The organism is Pseudomaricurvus alkylphenolicus (assembly GCF_011683955.1).
Lineage (GTDB): Bacteria > Pseudomonadota > Gammaproteobacteria > Pseudomonadales > Cellvibrionaceae > Pseudomaricurvus > Pseudomaricurvus alkylphenolicus.
Genome location: NZ_JAAQPI010000004.1, coordinates 180,364 through 195,809, shown reverse-complemented (window position 1 = coordinate 195,809; position 15,446 = coordinate 180,364). Strand labels below are relative to the sequence as shown.

Genomic DNA, 15,446 nt, shown 5'->3' with positions numbered 1-15,446 from the left:
GGTTCACCGAAATAGGGGTTTACCCGAATTTAATCGGGAATGTACAGGAAAGGTAATTGTTTGATCAAGCGTTGAATTTCTATAGAATGGTGCGATTCCAGATGCCAAAGCGTGTATTACTAATACGTGAAATTCTGAATAAGTGTTATTTTTCAATAGGTTGCTGGATTAAACTTGGTGGCATCGGAGTTTGATTACGGAAGATCGAAGACCCTTACACATAATGATTAACCCTAACAAAGGTCATTCGACAATGAACATTCAAGGTAAAGTGATCGCGATCACCGGTGGTGCTCAGGGGCTGGGATTGGCAACTGCCAGATATCTGGCTGCACAGGGGGCGCAACTGGCGTTGATTGATCTGGACGCAGAAAAGCTCGAGGTTGCAGCCAAAGCCTGCCAGCAAGAAGTGGGCGATCACTCACCGGAGATCCGCTGCTATACCGGTAATGTAGCCAGCGAAAACGAAGTGGAAGCGGTGTTTGCTGCCATCAGCCGTGACTTTGGTGCGCTGCACGGTCTGGTCAACAATGCTGGTATTACCCGCGACGCCCTGCTGATCAAAGCAAGCAAGGGGGTGGTGGAAAAGCGCATGAGCCTGCAACAATGGCAATCGGTGATGGATGTGAACCTGACCGGTGTGTTCCTATGTGGTCGCGAAGCGGCTACCAAGATGATTGAGCTGGGCTGCGAGGGCGCCATCATTAATATTGCCAGCATCAGCAAAGCAGGCAATATTGGCCAGACCAACTATTCAGCTGCCAAGGCCGGGGTGGAGGCCATGAGCGTTACCTGGGCCAAGGAGCTGGCTCGTTACGGCATCCGCAGCGCCTCCATCGCCCCCGGTTATATGGAGACGGAAATGGTCGCCGCCATGAAGCCGGAAGCCCTGGAGATGATGACCCGGCAAATCCCCCTCAAACGTTTGGGGCAGCCCGAGCATATCGCTCGCACCGTCAGCTTTATTCTGGAGAATGACTATGTCTCCGGCCGCACCTTTGAAATCGATGCCGGCCTCAGGATCTGAGGCCCGGTGACAATGGATTAGCCCGCCATGACCGCCGAGCCCAAGGATGCCAGTGACCTGAATTTTGGAGCCGAACGTTACCGCTTTCTGGTGGAGCAGTCCGGTGAGATGATCAGCACACATCGCCCGGGCGACTGGGTTTATACAGCGGTTAATCCAGCGGTAAAAGATTGCTTCGGTTACACACCGGAAGAAGTCCTGGGCAAACCCGCCTACGACTTTTTCTACCCTGAAGATGCCGAGGCCATGAAGCAAAAGCTGATTCCGGCTATCCATCGCCACGGGGTTCGCACGTTTCGCTATCGCCATCGTCACAAGAGCGGCGGTTATTTTTGGGTGGAGAGCACGCACCGCTCCATACGCGATGAGGATAGCGGTGAACTGAAAGAGATTATCACGGTTACCCGCGATATCACCGCCCAGGTTCAGGCAGAGATGGCCTCTCGAAGATTGGCGGATGTGCTGCAGGTCTCCACCGACCTGGTGGTGTTCTGTGATCGCGAATTTCACGTCACCTACATGAACGGCTCTGCTCTGGAAGGCTTCGGATTAAAGGACAGTTCGGAGGTTAATGGCTTTGCTGATCTGATCAACAGAGAAAGCACTCAGCGGGTTAAAACCCTGGCCTGCCAGCTGGCCCGCCAAAAAGGTCATTGGCGAGGCAATATTGTGCTCAACTCTCCCCGCTTTGCCGGTCGCCGCATGGAACTGCAGGAAGTGCTGGTTCATCCCCAGCGCAGCTATACCGAGAGTGACGACTACTACACGCTGATGATTCGTGATGTGACCGATCGCCTGTTGGCCGAACGTGAGGCTCAACAACACCAGGCAGAAATTGCCCATGCCTCGCGCCTGATGACCATGGGGGAGATGGCTTCAGGCATCGCCCACGAAATCAATCAGCCGCTGGCTACCACCTTGAATTACGCGCGCGGCGCCATGCGTCAGATCGAGCTGGGGAAAATAACGGCCGTGGAGCAGCTGATGCCGGTGCTCAGCAATATCGCCCGCCAGGCGGACCGTGCTGCAAGCATCGTTAAGCGCCTGCGCGCATTAATTAAAAAGACGCCTTACCAACGCCAGATCTTTGAAATCAATCCGGTCTGTCGCGACGTGGTGGAATTTATGAAACATGATATCTCGGCGGAAGGTGTCGAGATTGAATTTGAACTCTGTGACTCCGAACCGGCGATTGACGCTGATCGAATTCAGATCGAACAGGTATTGGTCAATCTCCTGCGCAATGCCATGGACGCCTATAAGGAAGTGCAACGGGAGAACAAAATAGTTCGACTCACCACTCAGGTTCGAAATGCAGAGCTGCAGATCAGGATAACTGACTATGGTGCCGGTATTGACGAGCACATGACGGAAAAACTGTTTGAGCCTTATGTGACGTCAAAAGAGGAAGGCCTGGGAATGGGGCTATCCATTTCCCGGACGATTATCGAGACCCACGGCGGGGTTATTGAAGTGGACTCGGATGGGGTTAGCTATAGTTGCTTGAGCATTACCTTGCCCGCCATTGATGCGCAGACTTAGTGTATTTAAGATTTGGGGGTGTCAGATTGAAACTGCTGCTAAGGTTATCGCTAGGTCTCGGAGTGCTGGCGTTACTCGGCGTATTCGGGCTGGTGTGGGTGCTAAGTCATCTTATCGATGACCAGCCGCTGGTGGATCCGCCGTTAACTGCCAACCCTCAGCAGGTTTACCACGCCAAGCAGCTGGTCAAGCGCACCCTAAGGCTGATGCAGCGCCAACAACCGGACCGACTTGATATCAGCTATGCCGAGCTGCAGAGCCTCAATAGCCTGCTGGCTCGCGCCTACCCGATCCACAGCCACTTTAACCCGACCACTGATGGACTCTGGATCAGAGCCAGCATTGAGCTTCCCGACAACATATTCGGACGTTATCTGTCACTGCAGCTGCATCTGCCAGTATCGCCACAGCAACTGCAGCTGACTAACGTGCAGTTGGGCAGTATAACGCTGCCCGACAGCTGGACCCGCCGGTTGCTGCCGTCGCTGGTGGAGCGGGTGTTTGGTCAACAGCAGGGGCAGCTACTGCTGGATCTGGTTCGATTGCAACAGGCGCAAGAGGATCAACTGCAGCTGTTGATTCAACCGCCCTCAGATCCTCGACAGCAACTCAGCCGACTGCTGGAGCGGCTGCGCAGCTTCGACGACAACTCCGGGCTGGATTCGATTCGCATCGCTCATTACTACGATCAGCTGTTGCGAGAAGGCCAGGCTTTGGAGCCGCATGAATGGGTGTCGTTGAGCTATTTCCTGGCCCCGTTGATGCTCAATGTACAACAGCAGGCTGCCGAGGGAGAGCAACACCTGCACGCTCGCTCGGCGATTCTGGCACTGTCGCTCTATCTGGGTAGCCACCATTTCGAGCAACTGACTGGGCCGGTATTGAATGAGCAACAGCGACAGAATCCTCCTCACCACCGCACACTGCTGCGTGGACGGATTGATCTGCGCCTGCACTTTGTTTATTCCGCCGCAATACAGGTGCTGGGCGACGCCGGTTCCAGCTACGCCATCGGCGAATTCAAGGAGATGCTGGATAGTGTTGCCGGCGGCAGCGGTTTCAGCTTTGCCGATCTGGCCGCGGATCGCGCCGGGACTCTATTTGCAATGCGTGCCAGCCGTGACCCGCAACAGGCCGCTGAGCTGCTTGCGCGGTTCGATCTGCCGCTGCAAGAATCAGACCTGATGATTCCGATTAACCGCCTGCCGGAAGGGTTGAGCCAAGCCGAGTTCCGACAGCGTTACGGTGATATCGACAGCGAAGCCTATCGCCGTTTGACTGACCAGATTGACCAACAGTTGCTTGCACTACGGCTCTATCGGGACGACGCTCAGGGATAGTTCGCAGGCTTTCTGGCCAATCAAGTGCTGTGGGTCAAAAGCCGCATCAGATATACGTCATAATCGACCGATGCGGCGCGTCGCAATTCAAAATATCCACGCGCTTCTGCAAAATCCTATATCCCTCACCCTGACGCTTTAGCTGATGGGTACAGGTTCCTGCAAACAACGTCTGTTCACGATAATACAGCACCGCCTGGAAATTCGATTTCACCGTGCAATCGCCGCTATTTTCATCAAACTCCGTCACCCGTACATTACCAATCAAATGAGAGGTGCGAATATCGTACTCCATGGAAGCCGACAACCGATGGCCAAAATTATTGGCGCGCACGGCCATAACAGCGCGGTTTTCAAACAGGATGGAAATATGCCCGTGGGGATCGTCCTGGTCCCTGGCGACGGGCATCCAGTAGGTGCCGTCTTCAGTAAACAGTTCCATCCAGCTCTTCAGGTCGTTATTGTCCAGCAGGTCGGCCTCGTGGTAGAGAAACTGCTCCAGCTCGCTGGTCTGCGGTTGGGTATACAGGGTTTGTGCCGTGTTTGTGCTCATGATCAGGCCTCCTGCTCGCTGGTTTGAGTCATGTAGTTTGTCCATGCTTTGTACTGGTTGCGCATGGACAGGTCGCTGGTGCCTTTGGCACGGGTCAAGCCATCAGCGCTTTCTTCTCTGCCAATATAGCGGCGCATGTCGACCCACTCAGCGCTGTTGGAGCGCAGGGATTCCTGCATGCGGGCGTAGCAATCCCAGTCGTCAGGGCCGACCATGGAGGCCGGTGAATTGATCAGGCGTGAGTAGGTGATGGTCCGATGCAGCATTTGCTCCGGTGCACCCTTAAGGCGGAAGTGCCAGGTCTGAATCAGAGTCTTGTCGACGGATACTGGACGCACCACACGAATGATCTGTACCGCATCCTTAATCGTAAACGACGGGTAGATGGCGGTGTTGTGACGGTTGCTGCCCAGAACCCGCTCGGTTTTTTCCTGGCCGTGGCTTTCGATCATAGCCTCCATGTAGCCGGGAATCTCCGAGTAAGACGAGTGGATACTGTGCTTGCCGCCCATAAAACTATGACCGTTCTCCATCACGGTTACGCCCATATCGTCGAACAGTTCGTAGGAGCTGCCGAAGGGCGAAATGATTTCAACTTCTTTGGGGACTGGGGTGCCTTCGGGCAATTCACGTACAGTCTTCTTGGTGGCAACACCAACGGAGCCGTGGCACACCATGGGGTGCTGGGCATCGTTCAGATTCTCGAAAAACATCTTCCAGTTGCAGTCGTGAAAGTAGGGCAGGCAGGCACCGACCACTTCCACCTCGCCTTGCGGCGAGCGGTCGGCCATATTGTCGATGGTTTCCAGCGCAGCGCCCATAAAGGTTTCAAAGTCGTCACCCTGCTCGGACAAATTGGCGAAAACAAAGCCGCGATAATTCTCAACTCTGGCCACCTTCTGCATACTGAACTGCGGATCAGCGGGGTCGAAGGCGGTGTCTTCATAGCCGCATTTATGTGGTGTAGCGTTAAGGGTACCATCCAGTTGGAAGGTCCAGCCGTGGTAAGGGCAGCGAAACATCTGCGCATTGCCACAGGGTTTACCCACGACTTTGGCGCCTTTGTGGCCGCAGCGGTTGTATACCACGTTAACTTCGCCTTTCTTGTCGCGCACCATTACCACCGGTTCCTTGCCGATGGTAGTGGTAATAAAGTCGCCTGGCTTTTTCACCTGCGAGTCGTGACCGACAAAGACCCAGGCCTGGCCCCAAATGCGTTCCATTTCCAGATCGAAGATTTCCGGGTCCAGATATACGTCGCGGTGAACGCGGTCTTTCTCCACCAGGCTGGTGAGTTCTTCGTTGCTGTGGCCGAGTGTTTGCTGCTGTCGGGCAATGATGTTGTTGCGTGCTTCTGTGGCTGTGGTCATAGTGACAGTCCTCCAAGGCTGGCACCGCCGCAGACAAACAGCGTCTGGCCGGTGATAAATCCGTTGTCCGGTGAGGCGAGAAACATAACGGCGCGGGCGACATCGCCGGGGCTGCCCAGGCGTTTGACCGGCAGGCCTGCCGCCATGGATTTCATTTTTTCGCTTTCTTCCGGGATCACGTTGTGGAACATTTCGGTTTCGGCAATCGGGCCGGGAGCTACGGCGTTCACGGTTATGCCGTGACCCCCCATCTCCAGCGCCCAGGTGCGCGTCATGGCGGCCATGGCCGCTTTAGTGGCGGAGTAACAGGTGCGGGTTTCCATTCCCTGCAGGGCGCGGGTGGCCATATTAATGATGCGGCCATAACCTTTCGCTTTCATATTGGGCAGAACCGCTTGGGTCAACAGGATATCCGCACCCAGATGTACATCGGTCAAGTGGTGAAGGTCTTCAATGGAGACATCTTCGATCAGTGCTGCGCGAATCAGGCCGGCGTTGTGAATCAGAGTATCCACTTCAAACTTGCTGCAAACCTCTTGCGCCACGGCTTTGGTTTGCTCCAGGTCGGAAAGATCGGCGGTGTAATTGTGCAGAGCCGGGTGTTCCAGCGGCGCTGGACGGCGTGACAGGTTGATCACCTCGTAATCGCTGTCCAGCAGTTGGCGGCAAATCTCCAGGCCGATGCCACTGCTGCCTCCGGTGACCAGGGCGGTGTGTTTGCTCATCAGTTCTCTCTCCTGTTATCTATCTTGTTCATGGTTTCAACGCTCGCAGCAGCAGGTTGCCGTGTTCGTCTTGTTCACCCAGAACACGTACCTGATCGCCTGCTGTGGCATCTATAGAGTTACACGCCAACACCACCGGGCCTGCGTTGAGCTTGACCGAAGCTAACTCGAAGGGAATGCCTTCTTGGTAATATTCTTCTACGCTGCTGTGCAGTTGGTTACTGGCCAGGACTTTGCCTTCCGCGCTTACGGGCTGCCAGTTGAGGTCATTGTCCAGGCAATTCACGCAAACGTTGCGCGGCGGGTATTGCACCGTTTCGCATTGCTGGCAAACCTGCAGCACCAGTTGGTCTCGTGTCTGTGCATCGCGAAGTTGAAAACCCAGTGGGGTGCGATGGCTTGGGGGTAGTGGATGGCTCATGCCAGGCCTCCCTGTTTTTCACCGCGAACAATTGCGGCGGCACTGCAAAGGCCGCGATCATAGTTGACCATGCCGTAGCCGCTGACCATGCCGATACGGGCGGAGGGCACCTGGTGATCACCAGCGCAGTTCAAAACCTGCTTAATCGTTTCCACCACACCGAGGTAACCGCAGCCGGCTTGTCCAACCGAAAGTTGTCCGCCGTTGGTGTTGTGGGGCAATCCACCGCCGTCAAAGCTGAGTGAGTTGTTGCGTACAAACTCCGGCGCGCTGCCCTGCTCGCAGAAACCCAGGCCCTCCATTTGCAACATGCAGATGACAGGGTAGTCGTCGTAGGTTTGCAGGCAGTCGATATCTTGTGGGCCGACGCCCGCCAAATTGTAGAGATCGTCGCGAAACAGTGACCAGCCGCCACGCAATTGCACGGGGTCTTGGTGGAAGGCATTGTGTCTTTCGTCTGCCGCTAACAGCGTGGCATAGGGTAGCCCCAGGGCTTCTGCACGCGCTACGCTGGTGACGAGAAATCCGTCCGCGCCGGCACAGGGCATCACACAGTCAAACAAATGCACCGGCCCGGCAATGGGCCGTGCCTGCAGGTATTGCTCCATTGTCAGGGTTTTGTGACCCAGCAGCGCATTGGGGTTGTGATTGGCGTTATAGCGTTGAGAGACGGCGATACGGCCGAAATCTTCCCGTGTGGCGCCGTAGGTGTCCATATAGCGCTGAGTGATCAGAGAAAAGGGACCATTGGGACCGGGGGAGCCGTAGGGATAGACGGCGTCGGTGCTAAAGGTACTGAAGTTGGCGACTGTCTCTTTAAAGCTCTGTGTCTGAGAGGTGTCGCCACCGATGCAGGCAATCATGTCGGCATCGCCGTTTTGGATGGCACGCGCGGCTCGGCGCAAACTCACCACGCCCGAGGAGCCACCAAAGGGAATCTGCTCCAACCAACGAGGCACCAATCCGAAGTGTTCTGTCAGACTGACAGCCGAGTCCGAACCCAGGGTAAAGCTGGAAATACTGAGGCCGTCCACTTCCTTTTTGTCGATGCCGGTTTGCCGGAGCATAGTCGCCAGTGCATTGCCGATAAACCAGGCTGCACTGTGATCACTAAAGCGTGCGTAAGGCACAGTCACCGGTGCCAGTATGGCGACGCCTGTGTAGGGTTGTGGTCGGCTCATCCTGCCTTGGCCTCCGCCGCTGTTATCGAAGCACCGGGTACATAGCTGCGCTTTTTCCAATCGCGAAGGTCCAGGCAGTTTTGCGCTTGCACCAATTCTCGACACAGTGTCTTGAGTTCACCGCGTTGGGGCTTTTGAGAAGGTGTCAGTGGCAGGGCGTCCACAAAGGCGATATAGCCGGGTGTTTTAAAGTAAACCAGAGCCTCGAAGCAATGGTCGTAGATATCGCGTGCGGTATTCTCGTCGGCCGCGAAACCGTCAGCCAATACAATGCAGGCTGTCACTTCATCGCCACGAATTTCATCGGGCACGGGCGCGACGGCCACTTGGTCGATAGCCGGATGTGTTGATAACGCGGCTTCCACTTCCAGTGCCGAAATATTTTCGCCGCTGCGGCGAATCACATTCTTGCGACGGTCCACAAAGTGCAGCTGGCCATCTTCGCCAAAACGTACCACATCGCCGGTGTGCAACCAATCTCCGGCCCAGGTTTCGGCGGTAGCTTCGGGATTCTTTAAATACTCTACAAAAAATCCCTTGCGGGGATTATCACCTGCGGCGCGCACCAGCAGTTCACCGGGTTCGCCAAAAACGACTTCTTCGCCCTGTTCATCCACCAGTTTTACCTCGATAGCGGCCGAGGGTTTGCCGATGCAGGAAGTGCCCACATGGCGAGGCTCATGGTTGGCAATAATGGCGCCGGCGCATCCGGATTCCGTCATCGCCCAGGCTTCGATCAGAGGGAAGTTAAAGCGATCTTCAAACGCAGCGTGATGTGTGGGATTCACGCCCGCACCAAAGCCGAATTTGATCGCGTGTTGAGTATCGCTGGTATCGGCATCCATGTTTAATAAGATGGCCGGCATCACACCCAGATAGTGCACAACGGTGGCGCCGCTGTCGCGTACAGTTTTCCACCAGCTCTTGGGGTGAAAACGGTCGAGCTGAACGATGCAACCACCGGTCAGAATCATCACCATGGTGGAACAGGCCATGGCGTTCATATGCACCACGGGCAGGGGCGTCAACAACCGCTCTTTGCCCGTCTCCAGCGCGCACAAGCCGCCCAGCTCAGCGTACCAGCGGCCACTGGTAAGAAAGTAATCGTTGGTGAGGACGCAGCCCTTGGGTTTGCCGGTACTGCCGGAGGTATATAGCAGGGCGCACTCGGTGTCGTCACTCGGCCTACCTTTGGAGGCTGGCGTTGTCACCGCAGGTAAAGATGTCAGGTCAGTGATGGGGACCAGTGGCAGTGCTTCCGGCAGCAGTAGGTTGGTGGCTTCCAGATCTTGCAGTCGGTGCGGCAGAGTGATCACCAGACAAGACTCACTGTGGCCCAAGAGGTAGGCTTTTTCTTCGGCGGTCATCTCGCCGTTAACAGGTACTACACTTACGCCGAGGGCGTTCAGGGCGATCCAGTGCAGAAAGAACTCCACCCGATTCTCCAGCAGCAACCCTACTCGGTGGCCTATGCCGTAGCCGGCACTGCCGTAGTGAAGTTGCAGCTGTTCCACCTGATCTCCGGCTTCGGCGTAGGTCAGCTCAATGGGGCCGTCGTGATACTGAGCACAGGCAGCGGCTGGAATATGAATAAACGGGTTGGACGGACACAGGCTCACGCTGTCGCGGAAAGCTTCGTAGACACTCGGCATAATCAGTTGTGACCTTGGCTATTGTTTTTTGCGTTTTTTAATACTGTAGTTGAGGCCGATTTAAATTGTAAGTTAATAAAGTGTATGTCCGATATCAGCTTTATGGATATTGCTGGGCGGCTATTTCTGAGCAAACCCTATAGGTCAGAGGCTATGAATCACATTTCCCATGATTTTAATAATGGGATTAAAAATATCTCAAAAAGGATCTATCTATTATAAGTCAGTATTTTAATCACGTTTTACCACTAATTAATCCCATAAATGTTAGATTGGTGTGTTGACAGAAATGTTATTAATGGGATTAAATGAGTCCATCGTCGATCATGATGATATTGAGAGTCGGTCTGAACGGTAAATCAAAGGGCGAATCGAAAGATAAGTCGAAAGGTTGAAGGAAGATAAGAAGACCTGATCAGACCGGTAGCGTGATTCATCTAAAATGAAGAGTAAGAATAAGAGAGCAGTCATGGTGAAATTAGCGACACACAACAGAACCCCCCTGGTGTTGACGATGATGGCTATAGCGATGGGTTCCGGCCCTGCCACCATCGCCGATGAGGCCCTTACCCTGGAAGAAATTGTGGTGACCGCCCAGCGTCGCGAGCAATCCCTGCAGGACGTGCCTATCAGTGTAAGTGCATTTTCTTCCGAGGCGCTTAAGAAAGGCAATATCAGCGAGGCGCGGGACTATCTTTCCATAACCCCAAATGTGGGCTTCAGCGATGACGGCGGCTCCGGCAGTCGCAGTGTCAACATCAGTATCCGTGGTGTCAGTAATGTTGGCCTGGGTGAAGTGAGCACCGCCAACTCCATTGGCTTTTATATTGACGAGCTGAACGTGGGTAGCGTCTCCAATGGCACTATTAACCCCCAGCTGCAGGATATGGAACGGATCGAAGTGCTGCGTGGCCCCCAGGGCACCTATTTTGGTCGCAACTCGCTGGGGGGAGCTCTGAACATCAGCACCAAGCTGCCTGATAGCGAGTTCTACGCCGAGGCGTCTGTCAAAGCCAGCAACTTTGACACCTACGGTGGCGAGGCCATTGTTAATCTGCCCATTTCCGAAACCTTTATGATGCGGGCGGTTTACGCCTATGAAGAGTCCGATGGCTTTGTAGAAAACGTTAATCCTGCCGGAGCCGAGGATGGCTATGAGCACCATTCCGGTCGCGTGGCATTTCGTTGGTTGCCTTCCGATAAGACTTCCGTTGACTTATCCCTCACCTATACCGATGAGGACGAAGGCGGCGATATTACCGTGCCCACGGGCGTTCTGAATCAGGACACCCAGAGTATTTTCGGCGCCGGTTTTGTGGCGATCAATGAGGCCGGCTTTTATTCCAGCAATGATGACAAGGTGAATCGGGATCTCAAAGAGATCAACACCAATGAATTTACCATCGTCAACCTGCGCATTGCCCACGATTTTGACGGTTTCCAATTTAAGTCGATCACCGGTGTGGTTGAGAGTGAGACCGATCGCTCTGCTGACCTGGACGGCATGAGTCTTGATACGCTGAGACGCTTCAATGAATATGAAGGCAGCTCCTTCAGCCAGGAATTTCGCATTCAATCCACTGGTGACCAGACCATTGATTGGACCCTGGGTGTGTTTTACGCCAAGGACGAAATTGAACAGTTTAACTCCGTCCAGGCGGGTGATGACGGCGAATATACGGATCCCAATACGGGCGAAGTCATCGGACTGTTGCCACCGATTCCAGGCGGATTTCGAATCAATGAAAACAACCGCGTGTTTGAAACCGAGAGTCAGGCGGTATTTGGTGAGGCGGTCTATCACCTCAACGATCAGTGGGATCTGACCTTGGGGGCTCGTTACACTCGGGACGAAATCGACAATCGCTCGTTTGATGTGGTTGCGTTTGAAGGCGCGGTTCCCGATAGCCAGGGCGACAGCTCATTTACCAACTTCTCGCCCAAGGTGGTGTTGAAGTACGCACCCACCCGGGAATTTAATGTTTACGGCTCCGTCTCTCAGGGCTACAAGGCTGGTGGTGTGGACTTTACCCGCAGTGGCGATATCACCGACTTCGATCCGGAAGAACTTACCAGCTACGAGTTGGGCTTTAAGTCCGAACTGGCGGGTGGACGTGTTCGTGTCGCCGGTGCGCTGTTCTATCTGGATTGGACCGATCTGCAGGTACAGTCCAATTTCCTGGCCGATCCCAATGATATCAGTTCCGCAGTGGAGAAAACCCTGAACGCAGCTGAGGCGTCTGCCTCAGGTGCCGAACTTGAGGTTACTGCGAGAGTGACCGAAAGCCTGACCGCAAGTTTCAGCATGGGTTATCTCGATTCTGAGTTTGACTCTTTCGAAAACGCACTGATTAAAGGCAATTCCACCGAGGTGGATTTGTCGGGCGAACGTTTGCCGATGACACCCGAGCTCACCATGAGTGCATCACTTGACTACGCCTTCACCATGGGCGAATACGAAGGCTTTATTCGCGGCGAGTGGAACTACCGCGACGAAGCGGCCAGCAATTTGGAGGCTGTCGCTTCAACCGCTGGAGTGTTGGAGCTGCCGAAATTCCCTTACCAGATTGATGACTACAATGTGGTGAATATCCGTGCGGGTCTGGAAAGCGAGCGTATTCGTCTGAGTGCTTATGTTGAGAATGTCTTTGGCGAAGATTACTACACCGGTACCGGCGATGGTTTTGGCCTGGTGGGTATCAAGGTTAAGCCCCATCCACGTGTATACGGCATGCAGCTCACCTATATGTTTGACTGAGTAGGCAGTTCTTGTTGTACCTCCCTGTCAGCGGGCACTCTCAGTGGGTGCCCGCCTTTTTGTTTACAGGATGTACGGTATTCAGCGGGAGGCAGGACGCCGGGAGCGGTTTGGAATATAGAAAATGAACGGAACGGTGCTAATAACGGGGTGCAGTAGCGGGCTGGGGGCTGCCCTTGTGCGTCGTTGCCTGGATGATGGCAAGAGAGTGGTGGCGACCCTGCACGATCTGAATCGCCCGGGTGAGTTACTGGCGATGGATGGACATCCTCAGTTGCAGATATTGCGGATGGATGTTACGGAGGCCGGGCAAGTCAATGATGTTGTTGGCAGGATCTCTGAAGACGCATCATTGCATGCGGTGATACTGAATGCGGGCGTCCACACGACTTCACCGATGGAATCTAGTGATGCAGCGTCTGACCGCCAGATGTTTGAGGTGAATTATTTCGGGGCACTCAACTGTGTCCAGGCGGTACTCCCAATATTCAGGCAGCAGGCTTGTGGCAAAATTATCGGCATCAGTTCTCTCTCCGCACAAATTGGCCTGCCTGGTGATGGCAGCTACGCAGCGAGCAAAGCAGCGTTGGAGCGAATGCTGGAAAGTTTGCGAGTGGAGGTGCAGCCCTTTGGCATCGAGGTAAGTGCAGTCGTGCCGTCCTCCTTTCCGTCTGGGTTAATACGGCAGGAGATAATGTCAGATGTGCCTTCCTGCTATGGGTCATTAATGTTTGCACTGCGACAACCGCGCCTTAGGGATAGCAGCGGTCGAGTCGAGGATGTTGTTCAGGCGGTTATGTCCGTGATGGATGGAGCCAATACGGAGTTTCGGGTTCCCGGCGACGACGTTGCTGCTGAGGTCCTTGGGCGAATACATCGTATGTCGGAGTCTGAGCGGCAGGCAGCGGTATTGAATTGGTCCGCTACCGAGTGGTGGGTCTCACCCGATCAGGGTAAGCAATGATCGCCCTAAGTTGCCAATGTATGGTCCCAAAGAGATATTGGAATTAGGTGTCTTTCTCAGGTCTTTTCTTTGCGGATAGGACGAAAGGGGCTGATGATTTTGTGCCACAACGGGCGGCTGGGTGTCCGTTGGAGGGACGCTACCGGCCCTCCAGGCTTCCCTCAGTCCCCAATGAGCCAAGCAGAAAACGCTTGTCTCATTGACTCCTTCGGCGTTCGCTTGAAATGCCCCTCCAACGAACACCCAGCCACCTTTTAGATCGAGGTACACCAAGTTTATCGTTCTGACCTTCGCAGCTTTAAACCGTTACTCTGGAGAAGACCGGTCGCGCTCGGAGCGCGCTGCTACGGGTGGTTGGGGTATCTTGTAGGAGCCCGCCCTGAGGGCGATTGCGCTCGAAGAGCGCATTTGTGAATTACCGGTTGTGGCACTATGCTGCCTTTTTGATCCCGGCTAACGAATCTAAAAACACCGCTTCAAAATCTCCATGGCACGATTCAATTCCCGAATCTGGTTTTCATCACCCCCTCGATCCGGATGATACTGCATTACCCGCTGCCGATATCGCTGTTTGATTTCCGCTAAAGTAACAGGCTCTTCCAGATCCAATCGCTGCAGCGCCTGCTGTTTTTCATCCTGCGCAAGAAAGCGAGTCCAGAATGAATTCAGCAGCTGTTCCACCGACTCGTCACTGGCACCGCGAAAATGTTGCCAATCCAGATAGTAATCTTCCAGCGCCCCGTCGCTGTCTTGCAACTGTTGTTCGTCTGCTTCGGAGCTGGAGGGTGCCTTGAGCTCAATGAGCAGTGGGGAAATGATCAACCAGCCGCTGCCATTCTGCTGCCACTGCCGGCGCAGTCGGTAGAGTGCGTTCATGGTCAGAAAGTGAGCCTGGAACAGGCCGAGATTATCCGACGCGTAATCTTCTTGCAGATGCCCCTGTTCCACCAGCGACGACAGTAGCTGATGTTCGCTCCAGGCCTGAGCTTTGCGCTCGCTCAGCAGGGTTGCCAAAGGAGTGATCAGCGGGTTGTCCACGTTAAACGTACCTTACCGCGCCGCCATCAATCCGAATATTCTGCCCATTGATAAAGTCCGAACGCGGGCTGCAAAGAAACACAACCGCATCGGCAACTTCCTGGCGGGTGGCGATCCGACCGCAGGGGTTGGGGAAGTCCTCCTCAACCAGTCTTGTCAGAATCTCTTCCCAGCTCTCTCCCCAGCCCTTTTTCGCGGCCCGTTTGCGATAACCAGCCTCCAGTTCGGGTGTGTGGATCAAGCCCGGCGAGACGGTGTTGACGGTGATTCCAGTGCCTGCCAAAGCTTTGGTCAAGCTCACACCCATGGTTGCCAGTGCCCCTTTGGCGGCATAATAGTGGGGCATTATGTCATTGGGTTGGTGACTGCCGATGGTGCCCAGGTTGATGATTCGACCCCAATGGCGACTCTTAAGGCTGGGCAGCAAGCCCTGGACCAGGCGAGTGGCCGACAAGACGTTCTTCTGGTACATGTCGAGCCAGTCATCACTGCTGCAATGTTCCCACAGACCGGCGGCCGCTGTGCCGTAGTTGTTGATCAAAATATCGACATGCCCCAGGGCATGCTGGCATTGTTCAAGCACCTGCGCGGCACCGGCATCGGCAGTGAGGTCACCCCATACATCAACGGCTTCCGGTATGTCGTTGGCAACCTCCGTGGCAGCCCCTTGTTCATTGCTGTGTACGGCAACACGCACGCCCTCGGCGGCGAGAGCCCGGGCAATGGTTTCTCCTGTGCCGCGGTTGCTGCCCGTGACCAGGGCAGTTTTGCCCTCTAGATTCAAATCCATAAGTGCCTCTGATGTTGTTGCTATGAGCGCCAGGTGCCAGGCAGTGTAGCGCAACAGGGTGCAAAAAAGGTACCATAGCACCTCT

At 54.7% G+C, this 15,446-nt stretch carries 13 protein-coding genes; 5 read left to right on the top strand and 8 right to left on the bottom strand.

Annotated features, from left to right (window positions below; translation table 11 throughout):
• The first annotated feature begins 253 nt into the window (after positions 1 to 253).
• Genes HBA55_RS12690 through HBA55_RS12680 form a run of 3 tightly spaced genes read left to right on the top strand, consistent with a single transcriptional unit; the run spans position 254 to position 3,909 of the window.
• The gene (locus HBA55_RS12690; RefSeq protein ID WP_166991501.1) at positions 254 to 1,027 is read left to right on the top strand and encodes an SDR family oxidoreductase; all 774 of its coding nucleotides are present in this window, start codon (positions 254 to 256) and stop codon (positions 1,025 to 1,027) included.
• A gap of 27 nt (positions 1,028 to 1,054) precedes the next feature.
• Positions 1,055 to 2,569 carry a PAS domain-containing sensor histidine kinase gene (locus HBA55_RS12685; protein ID WP_166991498.1) on the top strand — a complete coding sequence of 505 codons (1,515 nt, stop codon included), beginning with the start codon at positions 1,055 to 1,057 and terminating at the stop codon, positions 2,567 to 2,569.
• A gap of 26 nt (positions 2,570 to 2,595) precedes the next feature.
• On the top strand, positions 2,596 to 3,909 hold the full coding sequence (locus HBA55_RS12680; RefSeq protein WP_166991495.1) for a YfiM family lipoprotein: 1,314 nt from the start codon (positions 2,596 to 2,598) through the stop codon (positions 3,907 to 3,909).
• Positions 3,910 to 3,955: 46 nt separating this feature from the next.
• On the opposite strand, the gene HBA55_RS12675 is transcribed toward HBA55_RS12680, so the two are convergent.
• From HBA55_RS12675 to HBA55_RS12650, 6 genes are read right to left on the bottom strand one after another with little or no spacing between them, the layout of a single operon-like run.
• Positions 3,956 to 4,462, bottom strand: coding sequence for an aromatic-ring-hydroxylating dioxygenase subunit beta (locus HBA55_RS12675; RefSeq protein WP_166991492.1), 507 nt, complete (start codon positions 4,460 to 4,462; stop codon positions 3,956 to 3,958).
• A 2-nt stretch (positions 4,463 to 4,464) separates the two neighbouring features.
• Complete coding sequence (locus HBA55_RS12670) at positions 4,465 to 5,832, bottom strand: aromatic ring-hydroxylating oxygenase subunit alpha (protein WP_166991489.1); 1,368 nt, start codon at positions 5,830 to 5,832, stop codon at positions 4,465 to 4,467.
• Positions 5,829 to 6,557 carry an SDR family oxidoreductase gene (locus HBA55_RS12665; protein WP_166991486.1) on the bottom strand — a complete coding sequence of 243 codons (729 nt, stop codon included), beginning with the start codon at positions 6,555 to 6,557 and terminating at the stop codon, positions 5,829 to 5,831. The genes HBA55_RS12670 and HBA55_RS12665 overlap by 4 nt, the downstream gene beginning before the upstream one ends.
• 28 nt (positions 6,558 to 6,585) lie before the next feature.
• On the bottom strand, positions 6,586 to 6,978 hold the full coding sequence (locus tag HBA55_RS12660; protein ID WP_166991483.1) for a Zn-ribbon domain-containing OB-fold protein: 393 nt from the start codon (positions 6,976 to 6,978) through the stop codon (positions 6,586 to 6,588).
• Positions 6,975 to 8,159, bottom strand: a complete 1,185-nt coding sequence (locus HBA55_RS12655) for a thiolase family protein (RefSeq protein ID WP_166991480.1) — start codon at positions 8,157 to 8,159, stop codon at positions 6,975 to 6,977. Before HBA55_RS12655 ends, HBA55_RS12660 begins: the two co-directional genes overlap by 4 nt.
• Positions 8,156 to 9,811 (bottom strand): AMP-binding protein, encoded by a 1,656-nt coding sequence (locus HBA55_RS12650; protein ID WP_166991477.1) that lies wholly within the window; start codon positions 9,809 to 9,811, stop codon positions 8,156 to 8,158. Before HBA55_RS12650 ends, HBA55_RS12655 begins: the two co-directional genes overlap by 4 nt.
• Positions 9,812 to 10,280: 469 nt before the next feature.
• Between HBA55_RS12650 and HBA55_RS12645 the strand changes: the two genes are divergently transcribed.
• Both HBA55_RS12645 and HBA55_RS12640 read left to right on the top strand, forming a co-directional pair.
• Positions 10,281 to 12,569 carry a TonB-dependent receptor gene (locus tag HBA55_RS12645; RefSeq protein ID WP_166991474.1) on the top strand — a complete coding sequence of 763 codons (2,289 nt, stop codon included), beginning with the start codon at positions 10,281 to 10,283 and terminating at the stop codon, positions 12,567 to 12,569.
• 124 nt (positions 12,570 to 12,693) lie between these two features.
• A complete protein-coding gene (locus HBA55_RS12640; protein ID WP_166991471.1) occupies positions 12,694 to 13,533 on the top strand; it encodes an SDR family NAD(P)-dependent oxidoreductase in 840 nt (279 codons plus the stop codon).
• 462 nt (positions 13,534 to 13,995) lie between these two features.
• On the opposite strand, the gene HBA55_RS12635 is transcribed toward HBA55_RS12640, so the two are convergent.
• Together HBA55_RS12635 and HBA55_RS12630 are read right to left on the bottom strand one after the other, a co-directional pair.
• On the bottom strand, positions 13,996 to 14,571 hold the full coding sequence (locus HBA55_RS12635) for a DNA-J related domain-containing protein (protein ID WP_166991468.1): 576 nt from the start codon (positions 14,569 to 14,571) through the stop codon (positions 13,996 to 13,998).
• Between the two features lies 1 nt (position 14,572).
• On the bottom strand, positions 14,573 to 15,361 hold the full coding sequence (locus tag HBA55_RS12630) for an SDR family NAD(P)-dependent oxidoreductase (protein WP_166991465.1): 789 nt from the start codon (positions 15,359 to 15,361) through the stop codon (positions 14,573 to 14,575).
• Positions 15,362 to 15,446: the final 85 nt, after the last annotated feature.